This window comes from Streptacidiphilus sp. ASG 303, assembly GCF_020991365.1.
In the GTDB taxonomy this organism is placed as follows: domain Bacteria; phylum Actinomycetota; class Actinomycetes; order Streptomycetales; family Streptomycetaceae; genus Peterkaempfera.
Genome location: NZ_JAJLRA010000044.1, coordinates 15,403 through 31,896, shown reverse-complemented (window position 1 = coordinate 31,896; position 16,494 = coordinate 15,403). Strand labels below are relative to the sequence as shown.

At 74.2% G+C, this 16,494-nt stretch carries 10 protein-coding genes and 1 pseudogene; 5 read left to right on the top strand and 6 right to left on the bottom strand.

What is annotated here, in order from left to right:
• Both LO771_RS28810 and LO771_RS28805 read left to right on the top strand, forming a co-directional pair.
• Positions 1-407: carbohydrate ABC transporter permease (locus LO771_RS28810; protein ID WP_230747886.1), on the top strand; the 407-nt coding region annotated here is incomplete at its 5' end.
• Complete coding sequence (locus tag LO771_RS28805; protein WP_374228272.1) at positions 404-1,306, top strand: carbohydrate ABC transporter permease; 903 nt, start codon at positions 404-406, stop codon at positions 1,304-1,306. The genes LO771_RS28810 and LO771_RS28805, both read left to right, overlap by 4 nt.
• An 86-nt stretch (positions 1,307-1,392) precedes the next feature.
• Here LO771_RS28805 and LO771_RS28800 read toward each other — a convergent pair whose 3' ends face one another.
• The 4 genes from LO771_RS28800 to LO771_RS28785 all read right to left on the bottom strand — a co-directional run bounded on the left by LO771_RS28800 (position 1,393) and on the right by LO771_RS28785 (position 9,372).
• Positions 1,393-6,360, bottom strand: a complete 4,968-nt coding sequence (locus LO771_RS28800) for an NAD-glutamate dehydrogenase (RefSeq protein ID WP_230747884.1) — start codon at positions 6,358-6,360, stop codon at positions 1,393-1,395.
• Positions 6,361-6,778: 418 nt separating this feature from the next.
• Positions 6,779-7,441 carry an HAD family hydrolase gene (locus LO771_RS28795; RefSeq protein WP_230747881.1) on the bottom strand — a complete coding sequence of 221 codons (663 nt, stop codon included), beginning with the start codon at positions 7,439-7,441 and terminating at the stop codon, positions 6,779-6,781.
• A gap of 105 nt (positions 7,442-7,546) precedes the next feature.
• Entirely contained in the window at positions 7,547-8,056 is a 510-nt protein-coding gene (locus LO771_RS28790) for a hypothetical protein (RefSeq protein WP_230747880.1), read from the bottom strand.
• A 233-nt stretch (positions 8,057-8,289) separates the two neighbouring features.
• Entirely contained in the window at positions 8,290-9,372 is a 1,083-nt protein-coding gene (locus LO771_RS28785; protein ID WP_230747879.1) for a patatin-like phospholipase family protein, read from the bottom strand.
• 664 nt (positions 9,373-10,036) lie between these two features.
• Here LO771_RS28785 and LO771_RS31535 point away from each other — a divergent pair.
• Positions 10,037-10,402: an Rv3235 family protein gene (locus tag LO771_RS31535; protein WP_230747876.1), complete on the top strand. Its 366-nt coding sequence runs from the start codon at positions 10,037-10,039 to the stop codon at positions 10,400-10,402.
• A gap of 217 nt (positions 10,403-10,619) precedes the next feature.
• Here LO771_RS31535 and secA read toward each other — a convergent pair whose 3' ends face one another.
• Complete coding sequence (gene secA, locus LO771_RS28775) at positions 10,620-13,376, bottom strand: preprotein translocase subunit SecA (protein WP_230747874.1); 2,757 nt, start codon at positions 13,374-13,376, stop codon at positions 10,620-10,622.
• A gap of 354 nt (positions 13,377-13,730) precedes the next feature.
• On the opposite strand from secA, the gene LO771_RS28770 reads away from it, so the two are divergent.
• Together LO771_RS28770 and LO771_RS28765 are read left to right on the top strand one after the other, a co-directional pair.
• Positions 13,731-14,288, top strand: a complete 558-nt coding sequence (locus LO771_RS28770) for a GNAT family N-acetyltransferase (protein WP_230747873.1) — start codon at positions 13,731-13,733, stop codon at positions 14,286-14,288.
• A gap of 250 nt (positions 14,289-14,538) precedes the next feature.
• Positions 14,539-15,738, top strand: coding sequence for a winged helix-turn-helix domain-containing protein (locus LO771_RS28765; RefSeq protein ID WP_230747871.1), 1,200 nt, complete (start codon positions 14,539-14,541; stop codon positions 15,736-15,738).
• 43 nt (positions 15,739-15,781) lie between these two features.
• Here the strand turns inward: LO771_RS28765 and LO771_RS28760 are convergent.
• Positions 15,782-16,456, bottom strand: a pseudogene (locus tag LO771_RS28760) (response regulator); the annotation flags it as partial.
• Between the last annotated feature and the right edge of the window lie 38 nt (positions 16,457-16,494).

The following is a 16,494-nucleotide window of genomic DNA, read 5'->3' as shown; positions in this document are numbered from 1 at the left end:
CCATCATCGCCGCCTACATCTGGATGTGGGCCGGCTTCGCCATGGTCCTCATCGCCGCCGGGCTCACCGCCGTCCCCCGCGAACTCCTGGAGGCCGCCCGGATGGACGGCGCGAGCGAGTGGCAGGTGTTCCGCCGGATCACCGTGCCGCTGCTCGCCCCGGTGCTGACCGTGGTGATGGTGACGCTGGTCATCAACGTCCTCAAGGTCTTCGACCTCGTCTACATCATCGCGCCGGGCTCCACCCAGCAGGACGCGAACGTCCTCGCCCTGCAGCTCTACCTGTCCTCCTTCGGCGGGGGCGGAGACCAGGGCGCGGGCAGCGCCATCGGCGTCGTCCTGCTGCTGCTGGTGCTCCCCGCGATGCTCTTCAACATCCGCCGCTTCCGGAGGGAGAACCGACGGTGACGACCCTTCAGGAAGCCCCGCCCACCGTCCCCGCACCGCCCGGCCGGGGGGCGGGCCCGGCCGCCCGCGCCGCCGCACGGCTGGCGGGCGGCGCCTCCCGCATCGTGCTGCTGGTGGTGGGCCTCTTCTGGCTGCTCCCGACGGTGGGCCTGCTGGCCTCCTCGCTGCGCGGGCCGGTCGACATCCAGCAGTCGGGGTGGTGGCGGGTGTTCACCGAGCCCGCCCAGCTGACCCTGCACAACTACGCCGCGCTGCTCTCCAACGACACCGTCACCGGCTCGCTGGTCAACACCGTGCTGATCACCGTGCCCGCCACGGTGCTGGTGGTGCTGGTCGCCTCGCTGGCCGGGTACGCCTTCGCCTGGACGGAGTTCCCCGGCCGGGACTGGCTCTTCCTCGCCGTCGTCGGGCTGCTGGTCGTGCCCGTCCAGGTGGCGCTGATCCCGGTGTCCAAGCTGTTCGGCGCGATCGGGGTGTTCGGCTCGATCACGGGCGTGGTCCTCTTCCACGTCGCGTTCGGCCTGCCGTTCGCGGTCTTCCTGCTGCGGAACTTCTTCGCCGAGATCCCGCGCGAGCTGCTGGAGGCCGCCCGGCTGGACGGCGCGGGCGAGCTGCGGCTCTTCCTCACCGTCGTCCTGCCCCTGGGCGGCCCCGCGATCGCCTCGCTGGCGATCTTCCAGTTCCTGTGGGTGTGGAACGACATGCTGGTGGCGCTGATCTTCGCCGACGCGGGCTCGGCGCCGATCACCGTCGCCCTCCAGCAGCAGGTCCGCCAGTTCGGCAACAACATCGACGTCCTGTCCTCCGGGGCGTTCCTGTCGATGGTGGTGCCGCTGGTGGTCTTCTTCGCCTTCCAGCGCCAGTTCGTCAGCGGCGTGATGGCCGGCGCGGTCAAGTAGGCCGCGCCGGACCCCCGGGAAGCGGCACGGGCCGCCCCCGCCGGCCGGGAGGCGGGCGGGGGCGGCCCGTGGACCGCGGCGGGGGCTCAGCGCATGGAGCCGGTCCGCAGCAGGGTCCGGATCACCCGCATGGCCACCGAGAGGCTGGCCAGGTCCTGGGTGTCGGAGTCCCTTATGTCGTCGAGCGTGGTGCGGGCCCGGTTGATGAGCGTGGCGTTGCGGCCCTCCCACGCCTGGTACCGCTGCTCGGGGCCGTCGCCGGGCTCCCCGCAGGCGAGGACGTCGGCGGCGAGCGCCGCGTGGGCCGCGAAGAGGTCCTCGCGGATGGCGGCGCGGGCCATGGACTGCCACCGGTCGCTGCGGGGCAGCTCGATGATGCGGTCCAGCAGGTGGGTGATCTGCAGCCGGTCGGCGAGGTCGTAGTACAGGTCGGCGACCTCGCCGACGTCCGCCCCCGCCCGGTCCGCGACCTCGACGACGTCGAGGGTCGGGAAGGCGGAGGAGAGGCCGGCGCAGCGGGTGGCGAGGTGCTCGGGGACGCCCGCGGCCGTCAGCTCGTCGTGGATGCCCTGGTACCACTCCAGGTCGGCGCCGCGCAGCAGCTTGGGCAGCTGGTCCCAGACCTGGTTGCAGCGCTCGCGGAAGACCTCGATGGTGCCGGCGATGTCCAGCGGCTGGCGCCGGTTGTTGAGCAGCCAGCGGGTGGCGCGCTCGACCAGGCGCCGCGCGTGCAGCCGCATCTTCGTCTGGACCTCGGCGGTCACCTGGTTGTCCAGGGCCTCGATCTCCCGCCAGATCTCCTCCAGGCCGAAGACCGCACGCGCCGCGGTGTGCGAGCGGACGATCTCGTCCATGGTGGCGCCGGTCTCCTCGCGGAGCCGGAAGGCGAAGGTGCAGCCGCCCTGGTTGATGGTCTCGTTGACCAGCAGGGTGGTGATGATCTCGCGGCTCAGGGCGTGGTTGTCGATCGCCCCGGTGAAGCGGTCCCGCAGCGCGGCCGGGAAGTACCGGTGCAGGGAGTCCCGGAAGTACGGGTCGTCCGGCAGGTCGGTGGCCAGCAGCTCGTCGGCCAGCGTGATCTTGACGTAGGCGAGCAGCACGGCCAGCTCGGGCTGGGTGAGCCCGCGGCCGGCCTGCTGGCGCTCCCGGATCTGCCGGTTGTTCGGCAGGAACTCCAGGGCCCGGTCGAGGAGGCCGTCGTCCTCCAGCCGGCGCATCATCCGGGCGTGGACGTTGAGCATGCTCGGCGCCTGGGCGAGCGCGTTGGCCAGCGCGGTGTTCTGCGCGTAGTTGTTGCGGAGCACCAGCGCGCCGACCTCGTCGGTCATCTCGGCGAGGAGGGTGTTGCGCTGCTTGACCGTCATGTCGCCGTCGGCGACCACCCGGTTGAGCAGGATCTTGATGTTCACCTCGTGGTCGGAGGTGTCGACGCCGGCCGAGTTGTCGATGGCGTCGGTGTTGATCCGGCCGCCCTCGCCCTCGGGGCCGCCGGCCGAGGCGAACTCGATCCGGCCGAGCTGGGTGCAGCCCAGGTTGCCGCCCTCGCCGACGACCTTGACCCGCAGGTCGCCGCCGTTGACGCGGATGGCGTCGTTGGCCTTGTCGCCGACCTCGGCGTTGGCCTCGGACTCCGCCTTGACGTAGGTGCCGATGCCGCCGTTCCACAGCAGGTCCACCGGGGCGAGCAGGATCGCCTTCATCAGCTCGGCCGGGGTGAGGCGGCTGGTGCCGGCGGCGATGCCCAGGGCGGCCCGCATCGGCGCCGTCACCGGGATCGACTTGGCGGTGCGGGGGAAGACGCCGCCGCCGGAGGAGATCAGCGAGGTGTCGTAGTCCGCCCAGGAGCTGCGGGGCAGGTCGAACAGCCGGCGGCGCTCGGCGTACGAGGTCGCGGCGTCCGGGTTGGGGTCGACGAAGATGTGGCGGTGGTCGAAGGCGGCGACCAGGCGGATGTGCTCGGAGAGCAGCATGCCGTTGCCGAAGACGTCGCCCGACATGTCGCCGATGCCGACGACCGTGAAGTCCTCGGTCTGGGTGTCGTGCCCGAGCTCGCGGAAGTGGCGCCGGACGGACTCCCAGGCGCCGCGGGCGGTGATGCCCATGCCCTTGTGGTCGTAGCCGGCGGAGCCGCCGGAGGCGAAGGCGTCGCTCAGCCAGAAGCCGTAGGAGTCGGCGACCTCGTTGGCGATGTCGGAGAAGGTCGCGGTGCCCTTGTCGGCGGCGACCACCAGGTAGGTGTCGTCGCCGTCGTGGCGCACGACGTCCTTCGGCGGCTTGACGCCCTCGCCGGCCACCAGGTTGTCGGTGATGTCGAGCAGGCCAGAGATGAAGGTGCGGTAGCAGGCGATGCCCTCGGCGAGCCAGGCGTCGCGGTCGACCGACGGGTCGGGCAGCTGCTTGGCGACGAAGCCGCCCTTGGAGCCGACCGGCACGATGACGGTGTTCTTCACCATCTGGGCCTTGACCAGGCCGAGGATCTCGGTGCGGAAGTCCTCGCGGCGGTCGGACCAGCGCAGGCCGCCGCGGGCGACCTTGCCGAACCGCAGGTGCACGCCCTCGACGCGCGGCGAGTACACCCAGATCTCGTACGCCGGGCGGGGCGCCGGCAGGTCGGGGATGGCCTGCGGGTCGAACTTCATCGAGACGTAGGAGTGCGGCTCGCCGCTCTCCGTGCGCTGGAAGAAGTTAGTGCGCAGGGTGGCCTTGATCAGGTGGAGGAAGGAGCGCAGGATGCGGTCCTCGTCCAGCGAGGCGACCTGGTCCAGCGCGCCGTCCAGCTCCTCCAGGATGCCCTCGGTCAGCTCCAGGCCGGCGGCGGTGTGCGCCGGGGAGAGCCGGGCCTGGAAGAGGTTGACCAGCAGCCGGGTGGCGTGGGTGTTGTTCCTGAGCGCGTCCTCCATGTAGTCCTGGGAGAACGTGGAGCCGGCCTGGCGCAGGTACTTGGCGTAGGCGCGCAGCACCACGGCCTGGCGCCAGGTCAGGCCGGCGCGCAGGACGAGCTCGTTGAAGCCGTCGTTCTCGGCGCGGCCGGTCCAGACGGCGGCGAAGGCCTCCTGGAACCGCTCGCGGGCCTCGTCGCCCAGCTCCCCGGCGGAGCGCAGCCGCAGCCCGAAGTCGTAGACCCAGGCGGTGGAGTTGTCCGAGCGGCGCAGCTCGTACGGGTGCTCGTCGACGACCTCGACGCCGAGCCGCTGCAGCACGGGCAGCACCTCGGTGAGCGAGACCGCGCCGCCGCCGCGGTAGATCTTCAGGCGGCGCTCGTCGTCGGCGGCGCCGACCGGCTGGTACAGGTTGAGCCGGAAGTCGCCGGGGCTGCCGAGGGCCTCCAGCTGGCGCAGGTCCGCGACGGCGGTGCGCGGCGAGAAGTCGGCGCGGTAGCCGTCGGGGAAGGCGTTGGCGTACCGGCGGGACAGCTCGGCGGTCCTCTCCTCGCCGCACTCGGCGAGCAGCACCTCGTGGAAGCCGTCCGTCCAGGAGCGGGCGGCCTCGGCGAGGCGGGCCTCGATCCGCTCGGTGTCGGCCTCGGTGAGGTGGGGCAGCTCGGCGCCGGGGGCGACCCGGACGACGAAGTGCAGGCGGGTCAGGACCGACTCGGTGGACCAGGCGGTGTAGTCGATGGTGGAGCCGCCGAGCTCCTCCATCAGGATGTCCATCAGCCGCAGCCGGATGCGGGTGGTGTAGCGGTCCCGCGGCAGGTAGACGAGGGCCGAGAAGTAGCGGCCGAACGCGTCCTGGCGCAGGAAGAGGCGCAGCTTGCGGCGCTCCTGCAGGTAGAGGACGCTGCCGGCGATGGCGAGCAGCTCCTCCGCCGGGGTCTGGAAGATCTCGTCCCGGGGGTAGGTCTCCAGGATCTGGAGCAGGTCGCGGCCGTCGTGGCTCTCGGGCGGGAAGCCGGAGGAGGTGACGACCTCCTGGACCTTGCGGCGGACCACCGGGATGCGGGTGACCGACTCGGTGTAGGCGGCGGAGGAGAACAGGCCGAGGAAGCGGCGCTCGCCGACGACCCGGCCGGCGGCGTCGAACTTCTTCACGCCGACGTAGTCCAGGTACGCCGGGCGGTGCACGGTGGCGCGGCTGTTGGCCTTGGTCAGGACCAGCAGGGTGTGCTCGTGGGCCTTGGCCCGGGCGGCGGCGCTCAGCCGGCCGAAGGACTCGCTGGCGGGGTGGCCGTCCGGGCCGCCGCTGCGCGGGTCGGGGCGCAGGATGCCGAGACCGGTGCCGGGGACGGCGCGCAGCGCCTCGTACCCGCCGTCGCCCGCGCCCTCGCTCTCCACCAGGTCGTACTCGCGGTAGCCGAGGAAGGTGAAGTGGTCCTCGGCCAGCCAGCGCAGCAGCTCCCAGGCCTCGCCGACCTCCTGCTCGGGCAGGCCCGCGGGGGGCTGCTCGGCGAGCTCCTCGGCGAGGCGCAGGGCGGCCTCGCGCATCTTGGTCCAGTCCTCGACGACCTCGCGGACGTCGGTGAGGACGCGGCGCAGGTCCGCCTCGATCTGCCGGAGGTCGTCGCGGTCGGTCTCGCGGTCGATCTCGATGTGCATCCACGACTCGACGATCGCGTCCGGGGGCCACTCCGCGCCCGAGGCCTGGCCGCGCGAGCAGGCGTCGGCGTCGAGGACCTCCAGCAGGCGGCCGGTGATGTCGCGGCGGACCACCATCTGCGGGTGGATCACGACGTGGATGGCACGGTCCTGGCGGGAGAGCTCGTTGGTGACGGAGTCCACCAGGAAGGGCATGTCGTCGGTGACGACCTCGACCACGGTGTGGCCGCAGGACCAGCCGTTCTCCTCCACGGTCGGGGTGTGCACCCGGACCTCGGCGGTGCCCTGGGGGCGCTTCGCGCCGAGGCGGTGGTGGGAGGCCGCCGCTCCGTAGACGTCGACCGGGTCGCGGTCGAGCAGGTCCTCGGGGGCGGTGTGGAGGTAGTAGTGGTGCAGGTAGGCGGTCAGGGCGCCGTTGCCGAGACCCTCTCCGTGCGTGCCCCCCACCTGGCTGTTCTCAGCGGCCCGTGCTGCGCGTGCGAGCACCTCGGCCTTGGCTGCGTCCAGCTTGGTCTGCATGGCTATCTGGCTCCTGTCGCGCGCCGTTGCGTGACTCGGGTCGGTCCTGGTCCGTGCCACGTCGGTCCGATCCTCCCGCACGTCCCGGATGAAGGTGGCGCATGCCACGCATGAAACACCTTTCACCTGGGTACGCAAGGTCTTTCGGCCCGTTGGCACCCCGGCCAGCCTAACGGGACGACTGCGGAGTGTCAGGGGCCGGTCCGGAGCAAAGGTCGTGCCGCTCCTGCCCCCGCTGGACGACTTGTACAACTACCGATCGGTAGCCGTCCGCGCGGCGCGGTCCTCCTCCGGCGCAGGTCAGCAGCGGCGGGCCGGCGGCGGCGCGTCCGCGTCGGCAGGTCGGCGGCAGGTCGGCGGCGGGTCCGCGGCGGCAGACCGGCGGCGGGTCCGCGGGCGGGCGGCCCGGGCCGGGGGGTCAGGCGCCCTGCACCAGCTCCTCCGCCAGGGCCACCGCCTCGGCCAGCGAGTCGACGACCGGGACCCCGGCCGCCGCGAGGTTCCGCCGGGTGTGCGAGCCCCCGGTGTAGAGCACCGCGCGCGCCCCCACGGCCCGCGCCGCCAGCGCGTCGTCGGCGGCGTCGCCGATCACCACCGTGCGGGCGGGGGCGACCGCGCCTCCGAGCGCGGCGAGGTGGCGGACCATGTGCTCGGCCTTGCCGCCGCCGGACGGACCGACCCGGCCGTCGACCCGGACGAAGCGGCGCTCGATGCCGAACCCACGCACCAGCGGCACCAGCTCCTCGTGCCCGTACATGGACAGGATCGACTGGCTGCGGCCCGCCGCCTCCCAGCGCTCCAGCAGCAGCTCGGCGCCCTCGGTGAGGGTGCAGCCGGCGCTGTGCGCGGTGTAGGCGAGGTGGAAGACGCCGTCCATACGCTCCCACTCCTCGGCCGTGGGGGCACGGCCCAGCATCCGCTCGTAGAAGAGCGGTATGGGGATGCAGTAGAGCTCGCGGTAGCGCTCGACGCTCAGCGGCGCCAGCCCGACCTCGGCGAAGGCGGCGTTGCTCGCCGCCACGACCGCGTCGATGTCGTGGAGGAGGGTGCCGTTCCAGTCCCAGACGATGTGTGCACGCACGGACGCACCGTACCGTCCGCCGCCGACACTCCGGCAGGCGGCACCGGCAGGCGGCACCGGCGGGAGGGCCCCGGCCGGCCCGGCGGGCCCGCCGGGGGGCGCGGCTCAGGGGAGCAGGGTCGGGAGCTCCTGGGTGGCGTACCAGAGCAGCTCGTGGTCCTCGGCCCCGTCGACGGTGAAGCGGGCGTCGTCGTCGCCCGCGTCCGCCGCGTCCACGGCGGACGCGGCCGCCGCGACGTCCTCCTCGGCGTCGCTCCCGTCCACGTGGACCGCGGCCGCCTTCGCGAGCGCCACCGGATCGGCCAGGCGCACCAGGCCGAGGGAGGACTGGTCCCGGTACTCGGCGCCGGTGTCCAGCAGCACCGCCTTGTCGGGCACGTCCAGCGCCACCACGGCGCGGCGCCGCGGGGAGGCGGCGTCGGCGGCGAGCAGCCTCAGCGAGGACTGGGCGGCGCGGACCAGCGCGGCGTACTCCAGCTCCTCGATGTCGTCGCTGAGGTACCACTCGCGCAGCGCCGGGGTGACGGCGTACGCATGCAGCGGCGCCGGGCCGAGCTCGCCCGCGGCGTGCGCCGCGGCCAGGCCGTTGAGGGTGGTGGGGACGTACACGCGCATCGGGGCCGCTCCGGGTCGTGGGTCGCCGGGTCGTGGGGGCCGGGCCCGTCCGCGATCCACGGGAGCGGGTCCGGGTGCGGACCCTGCAGCCGCACCGCCGACCAGGATACGGCCGGAGGTGATCACCGCGCCGCCCGCCGGGCCCTTCCGTCCCCGCCCCGGGCCCGCCGCGTGCCGTTCCGGCCGGGTCACTCCCCCGGTCCCGGCCACGTCCGCGCCGGATCGGCCCCGGGTCAGCCCCGGTGCGTGGCCGCCAGGACGGCGCCGCAGGTCCGCAGCGCCGTCTCCAGCACCTCCGGGCGGCGCGCCGGGTCCATCATGTTGGGGCCCATCGCCGCCAGGTCGTCCAGGGTCGGGGCGAGCAGGCGGACCCGGGTGCCGCCCTCGCGCAGCAGCCGGGCCTCGCGGAGCAGCTGCCGGGTGACCGACCGGCGGTAGCGGCTCACCAGGTGGGCCAGCACCCCGTGCGGCGCGGGGGCGCCCCGCCGTCCGCCGGACCCGGCGGCCGCCGGACCGCCGACGACGGTGCGCAGGCGCACCGCCATCGGGGCCAGCACGTACACCTCGTCCAGCCCCCGGCCCGCCAGCAGATCGGCGTTGGTGGCCGACCAGGCGCCGCCGTCGATGTAGCGGCGGCCGTCCACGGCGACCGGCGCGAACCAGCCCGGGATCGCGCACGACGCCATCACCGCCTCGGCGACGCCGGCCGCCGGCGCGTCCGGGTCGCCGAAGACCACCCGGTGCCCGGTCTCGTAGTCGACCGCGACCATGCGCAGGCCCGGCCGGTCCGCCCACCCGTCCTCGGACGGGACCAGCGCCCGCACGAGGTCGCCGATGGGCGCCACCGACCCCCGGCCCGGGGGGACGAACGCCGAGACCATGGTGAGGAACGGGTAGTCGCGCGGGTGGAGGAAGGTCTGCCGCAGCAGGCCGGGCGAGCCGATGCCGGGCCGGGGCCGCGGGGGCAGCGCACCGCCCACGGCGGCGTCGTAGTCGAACTCCACGCCCACCAGCGGCCCGGTGGCCACCACCCGGCCCTGCTGGTGGTCGCGCAGCTCCCCCGGGCCGACGCCGGACGCCAGCAGGGTGCCCAGGATCGATCCGGCCGAGGTGCCGAGGACGACGTCCGCGCCGCGCGGGTCCCATCCCGCGGTCTCCGCGACGGCGCAGAGCGCGCCGACCGTCCAGGCGGCGCCGAGCATGCCGCCGCCGCCGAGCACCAGGCCGCGGCGCGGTGCGCCCCGGGCGGCCCGGCCGGACCGCGACGGGGTGCGGTCCGGCCCCGGACCGCCGATGCCGGACACGTCCGCCGCCATGCGCCTGCCCGCCTTCCCGGGTGCCGGCCGGTCCACCGGCCTCCCCTCGACGGTAACCTCCCGGCGCCCCCTGTCCGGCGGTGCCACCCCCGGCGGGGTGCCCCTTCGGGTGACGTCCGCCCGGACCGCGCCGGGCCGGCGCCGCGTCGGCGGCCGGGGCCCGGGACCCGCCGCCCGGCCGGGGCGGCGGCGGGTACGGCGGGGCTGCGGCAGGTGCGGCGAGGGGCGCGGCCGGAGGCGGGGGACGGACGATGTCACCCGGATAGGTGAAGTCCGGCGTCGTGCGCCCCGCCGCGGGACGCCCGTTGCCGCGTGCGCCGGACCCCGGATAGGAAGGGTCCCGTCCGTCGCCGACCACCGCACGGGGGTGCCGATCATGGTCGATTCCGCAGGGCCAGCCGCCTTGACCGCCTTTCCGGGGGCCGCCTTTCCCGGGGCCGCCTTTCCCGGGGCTCCGGGCCGGGAGGCCGCCGTCGGCGCGGCCGCCGCCTCCGCCTCCGCGGCCGCCGCACCGGCGGTCCCGCTCCCCGGGATCCGCCCGCTGCTGCCGGGGCCGCCCGACGCGCCCTGCCCCGGCCGCCGGCCGACCGGTCCGGCGGCCCCCGCCGCGCCGGGGACGGTGCGGCTGGGCCGCGTCCACCGCCAGCCGGGGCACCCCGCACGGGTGCGGCGTCCGGCCGGCCTGCACTGCGCGCCGCCGCGCGGCGACCTCAACGGGCTGGCCACCCGGTTCGCCCAGCGGCTGGTCGAGGTGCTCACGGGCACCCGGCCGGCCGGGCAGCTGGCCCGGCACACCACCCACACCGGGTACGGGGAGCTGACCCGGCTGGTGCAGCGCGGCACGCTGCGCCCCCGTTCCGCCGGGGCGCTGCCCGTGCTGCGCCGGGTCTACGACAGCGCACCGGCCCCCGGCGTGCTGGAGGTCTGCGCCCGGGTCGACACCGGCCCCCGCACCCGGATGGTGGCCTTCCGGCTCGAACGGCACCCGCGCACGGCGCAGTGGCAGTGCGCGGCGGTCGACACCCGCTGAGGGCCGCCGGGACCCGCCGCAGCCCGCAGCGGCCCGCAGGGAACGGCCGGGAACGGCCGGGAACGGCCGGGAACGGCCGGGAACGGCCGGGAACGGCCGGGAACGGCCGGGAACGGCCGGGGGCGCCGCCCCGGCCGTACCGGTGCGGCGCCCTCCGCGTCCTCCTGCCCGCCCGCCGCGCCGCCCGCCGGGGCGGGGCGGCCGTGCGGGCGGCCTGCTACTTCCTGCGGCGGCGGCCGCCCTTGGCGGCCTTGCGGCGCTCGGCCCGGGTCATGCCGGCCTCCGGGTCGTCCAGGACGCCGTCCTCGGTGAAGTCGCCCTCGACCACGCCGCCCTCGCCGTCCACCGTCGGGGCGATGTAGTGCAGGCGCTGCCGCTGCGGGGCCTCCAGCCCCTTGGCGCGGATCTCCGGACGGCCCTCCTCTGCCTTGTCCAGCTGGACCGGCTCGGCGTCCTCGACCGGGACCTCCTCGACCTGCTGCTCGACCTGGACCTCCAGGTTGAACAGGTAGCCGACGGACTCCTCCTTGATGCCCTCCATCATCGCGGAGAACATGTCGTAGCCCTCGCGCTGGTACTCGACCAGCGGGTCGCGCTGGGCCATCGCCCGCAGGCCGATGCCCTCCTGCAGGTAGTCCATCTCGTAGAGGTGCTCGCGCCAGCGGCGGTCGAGCACCGACAGGACGACGCGGCGCTCCAGCTCGCGCATGATCTCCGAGCCGAGCTGCTCCTCGCGCGCGGCGTACTGCGCGTGGATGTCCTCCTTGACCGCCTCCTCCAGGAAGTCGGGGGTGAGGCCGGCCTGGCCGCCCGCCTCCTCCTCCAGCTCCTCCAGGGAGAGGGTGACCGGGTAGAGCTGCCGGAGGGCGGTCCACAGCTTCTCGAGGTCCCACTCGTCCTCGAAGCCCTCGCCCGTCGCCGCCCGCACGTAGGCGTCGACGGTGTCGTCCATGAAGTGGCCGATCTGCTCCTGGAGGTCCTCGCCCTCCAGGACGCGGCGGCGCTCGCCGTAGATGACCTCGCGCTGCCGGTTGAGCACCTCGTCGTACTTGAGGACGTTCTTGCGGATCTCGAAGTTCTGCTGCTCGACCTGGGTCTGCGCGGAGGCGATGGCGCGGGTGACCATCTTGGACTCGATCGGCACGTCCTCCGGGACGTTCGCCATGGAGAGCACGCGCTCGACCATGCCGGCCTTGAAGAGCCGCATCAGGTCGTCGCCGAGCGACAGGTAGAAGCGGGACTCGCCGGGGTCGCCCTGGCGGCCGGAGCGGCCGCGCAGCTGGTTGTCGATCCGGCGGGACTCGTGCCGCTCGGTGCCGAGGACGTACAGGCCGCCGAGGGCCTGCACCTCCTCCTGCTCCGCCTTGACCTGGGCCTTGGCCTTCTCCAGGGCGGAGGGCAGCGCCGCCTCGTACTCCTCGGGGGTGTCCACCGGGGAGAGCCCGCGCTGGGCGAGCTCGGCGGCGGCCAGGTGGTCGGCGTTGCCGCCGAGCTGGATGTCGGTGCCGCGGCCGGCCATGTTGGTGGCGACGGTGACGGCGCCCTTGCGGCCGGCCTGGGCGACGATCTGGGCCTCGCGCTCGTGGTGCTTGGCGTTGAGCACCTCGTGCGGGATGCCGCGCTTGCGCAGCTCCTGGGAGAGGTACTCGGACTTCTCGACCGAGACGGTGCCGACGAGGACCGGCTGGCCCTTCTCGTGCTTCTCGACGATGTCCTCGACCACGGCGCGGAACTTGGCGGGCTCCGTCTTGTAGATCAGGTCGGGCTGGTCGATCCGCTGCGGGTTCTTGTTGGTCGGGATGGGCACCACGCCGAGCTTGTAGATCTGGTGGAACTCCGCCGCCTCGGTCATGGCCGTACCGGTCATGCCGCCGAGCTTGTCGTAGAGGCGGAAGAAGTTCTGGAGGGTGATGGTGGCCAGGGTCTGGTTCTCGTTCTGGATCTCCACCCCCTCCTTGGCCTCGATGGCCTGGTGCATGCCCTCGTTGTAGCGGCGGCCGGCCAGGATGCGGCCGGTGTGCTCGTCGACGATCATGACCTCGCCGTTGACGACGACGTAGTCCTTGTCGTTCTTGTAGAGCTCCTTGGCCTTGATGGCGTTGTTGAGGAAGCCCACCAGCGGGGTGTTGACCGACTCGTAGAGGTTGTCGATGCCCAGGTAGTCCTCGACCCGGGAGACGCCGTCCTCCAGGATGCCGACGGTGCGCTTCTTCTCGTCGACCTCGTAGTCGCGGTCGCGCTTGAGGCGCTGCACCAGCTTGGCGAAGTCCGCGTACCACTTGGTGGCCTGGTCCGCCGGGCCGGAGATGATCAGCGGGGTGCGGGCCTCGTCGATGAGGATGGAGTCGACCTCGTCGACGATGGCGTAGTTGTGGCCGCGCTGCACCAGCTCGTCCTGCGCCCACGCCATGTTGTCGCGGAGGTAGTCGAAGCCGAACTCGTTGTTGGTGCCGTAGGTGATGTCCGCGGCGTACTGCTTGCGGCGCTCGGCCGGCGACATGTTCGCCAGGATGACGCCGACCTCGAGGCCGAGGAAGCGGTGGACGCGGCCCATCCACTCCGAGTCGCGCTCGGCGAGGTAGTCGTTGGTCGTGATCAGGTGCACGCCCTTGCCGCTCAGCGCGTTCAGGTACGCCGGGAGCGTGCCGACCAGGGTCTTGCCCTCGCCGGTGCGCATCTCGGCGACGTACCCGAGGTGCAGGGCGGCGCCGCCCATCAGCTGCACGTCGTAGTGGCGCTGGCCCAGGACGCGCTTGGCCGCCTCACGGACCGTGGCGAAGGCCTCGGGCAGGATGTCGTCGAGGGTCTCGCCGTCCGCCAGCCGCTGCCGGTACTCGTCGGTCAGCGCCTGCAGCTCGGCGTCCGTGAGGTTGACGAAGTCCTCTTCGATGGAGTTGACCTGGGAGGCGATCCGCTGCAGCTTGCGAAGGATCTTGCCCTCACCGGCGCGCAGGATCTTGTCGAAGACGGACACGTGAGCGGGCTCCTTGGCTGGACTGGCACCCGGCTGGGGGTGCACGACTGCACGGCGGAGCTTCCCCACCGCACCGGCCATCGTATGCGAGGAGGCCAGCGGGCCGGGAGGTCCGTCAGCGCCGCGATCCCGTGTCACCCGGGGGAGGGCGGTGCGCAGATCCCCCAATCCGGGCGGAACGGACGACGGGCGCCCCGCACACCAGGGACGACGTCCGGGGCGGGCGCGGCGTTCCCGGCCCGGGGCGGCCTGCGGCGGGGGCCGGCGCCCGCGAGGGGGGCGGCGGCCCGCGGGGAGGGGCCCCGCGCCCGGGAGCCGTCACCCGCCCCGGCGGGCTCCGCGATACTCGCGCCCATGGAACCCGTGACCATGCAGACCGCCCGCCTCCTCCTGCGCCCCCTGGAGCCGGGCGACGCCGGGGCCGTGCACCGGGCCTGCCAGGACGAGCAGATCCAGCGGTGGACGACCGTGCCCTCCCCCTACCTACCGGAGCACGCGGAGGAGTTCACCGGCCGGATCTCGCCCGACGGCTGGCGCAACGACACGCTCTACAACTGGGGGACCTTCACCCGCGACGGCGGGGCGCTGGTCTCCTCGGTCGGCCTCTCCTTCCCCCCGCGCACCGCCGTCGCGGAGGTCGGCTACTGGACCGCCCGGGAGCACCGGGGACGCGGCCTCACCGCCGAGGCCGTCGCCGCCGTCGCCCGCTGGGCCTTCGACACCCTCCGCGTCCAGCGCCTGGAGTGGTACGCGGAGGTGGGCAACACCGCCTCCCGGGCGGTGGCGGAGCGGGTGGGCTTCACCGTCGAGGGGACCCTGCGCTCCTACCTGGAGCACCGGGGCGGGCGCCGGGACGGCTGGGTCGGCTCGCTGCTGCCCACCGACCGGGTCCCGGGCCCGGCGGCCGGCTGACGGGCCCGGGCGGGGCGCCCGACGGAACGGGGGCGGCCGACGGGGCGGGGACCGCCGACGGGACGAGGGCCGCCGCCCCCTCTCCTCTCTCCCCTCGTCCTGAAGCTGCGCCTTCAGGCGGGTGCGTCAGGGCCGCCCCGCGCGTCCGGCGGCGGCCCGACGGCCCCGGCGGCCCCGGCGGCCCCGGCCCGCGGGTCCTCCCCCGGCGGGGACGGCCCGGTTGTCCGGGGCTGCCCCTACGCTGCGGGGCATGACCTCCGCAGCGCCTCCGACGCCGAAGCCCGCCGCCGCCCTCTCCGCCGGGGACGCCCGCCGGATCGCCCTGCGCGCCCAGGGGCTGCTGGGCGCGCCCGACCGGCGGGGCGGGGTGCGCGGGGTGCTGCGCCGGCTCGGCGCGGTCCAGCTGGACACCATCTCGGTCCTGGCCCGCTCGCACGAACTGGTGCCGTACGCACGGCTCGGCGCGGTGGGCCGCGGCGCGGTGGAGGAGGCGTACTGGGGCGGTGCCGCCTTCGAGTACTGGTCGCACGCCGCCTGCGTCCTGCCGGTGGAGGAGTGGCCGCTCTTCGCCTTCCGGCGGCGGGCGTTCACCTCCCGGGGCCACCGCTGGCACCGGATGGAGGACGCCGCGCGGTCCTGCGCCGAGGTGCGGGCCCGGCTGCGCGCCGACGGTCCGCTGACCGCCACCGACCTCGGCGGCGCCCGCCGGGGCGGCCCCTGGTGGGACTGGTCCGAGACGAAGATCGCCATCGAGTGGCTGCTCGACGTCGGCGAGGTGGTCTGCACCGAGCGCAGGGGATGGAAGCGCGTCTACGACCTGGCGGAGCGGGCCGTGCCGCCGGAGCTGCTGGCGCAGGATCCGGACGACGCGACCTGCCTGCGGCGGCTGGTCGGGCAGGCCGGGGCGGCCCTGGGCGTGGCGACCCGGGCCGACCTGGCGGACTACCACCGGCTGCGGACCGAGCAGGTGGACGCGGTGGCCGCCGACTCCGGGCTGGTCCCGGTGGAGGTGGAGGGCTGGGGGCGCGACGGCGGCCCCGGACCGGCCTGGGCGGACCCGGCCGCGCTGGGGGCCGCGCCCCGGGGGCGGCACCGGACCACCCTGCTCTCGCCCTTCGACTCGCTGATCTGGGACCGGGCGCGCACCGAGCGGGTCTTCGGGTTCGCCCACCGCCTGGAGGCGTACGTGCCCCGGGAGAGGCGCGTGCACGGCTACTTCGCGATGCCGCTGCTGGCGGGCGGCAGGCTGGTGGGGCGGGTCGACCCCGCGCGGGAGGGCCGGACGCTGGTCGCCCGGCAGGCCTCCGTGGAGTCGCCCGCCGCCGTCGCCCCCATGGCGCAGGCACTGCGGGAGGCCGCCGAGTGGGTGGGCTGCGACGCGGTGACGGTGGAGCGGGTGGTCCCGGAGTCCCTGGCGGGCGCCCTCACCGCGGCCGTCGCAACGGCCTGAACGGGAGGGTCCCCGGTCCACCGGCAGGCGGCGTGACGCCGCGTCAGCCTATTTCGAGGATCTTCTCGCGCATGGCGTAGACGACGGCCTCCATCCGGGAGTGCAGCTGGAGCTTCTCCAGGATGTTGCGCACGTGGTTCTTCACCGTGTTCTCGCTGATGAAGAGCTTCTTGGCGATGTCGCGGTTGTTCATCCCGGTGGCCACCAGCTTGAGCACCTCCAGCTCCCGGTCGGTGAGCCGGGGCGCGGGCACCAGGGGCCGGTCGTCGGAGCGCTGCTGGATCATCGACTTGAACTCGGTGAGCAGCTTGGCCGCCATGGAGGGGCTGATCTGGGACTGGCCGTCGGCGACCGCCCTGATCGCGGTGGCGACCTCGTCGGTGGAGATCTCCTTGAGGAGGTAGCCGGTGGCGCCGGCCTTGATCGCCTCGTAGAGGTCGGCCTCCTCGTCACTGATCGTCAGCATGATGATCCGGGCGCTGGGCGCCACGTCCTTGATGGCCGTGCAGGCCTCGATACCGCTGCGGCGGGGCATCCGGACGTCCATCAGGATGATGTCGGGCAGCAGGTCGGCGGCCTTCTCCACGGCTTCGGCGCCGTCCCCCGCCTCGCCGACCACCTGGATGTCCTCCTCCTGCGCGAGGACGATCTCCAGGCCGCGCCGGAAGAGGGCGTGGTCGTCCACCACGAGCACCCGGATGGGTTCGGCGCGGGGCCCGTCGTCCTCCGCCCCTTCCGGGGAGTACCCGGACGGGT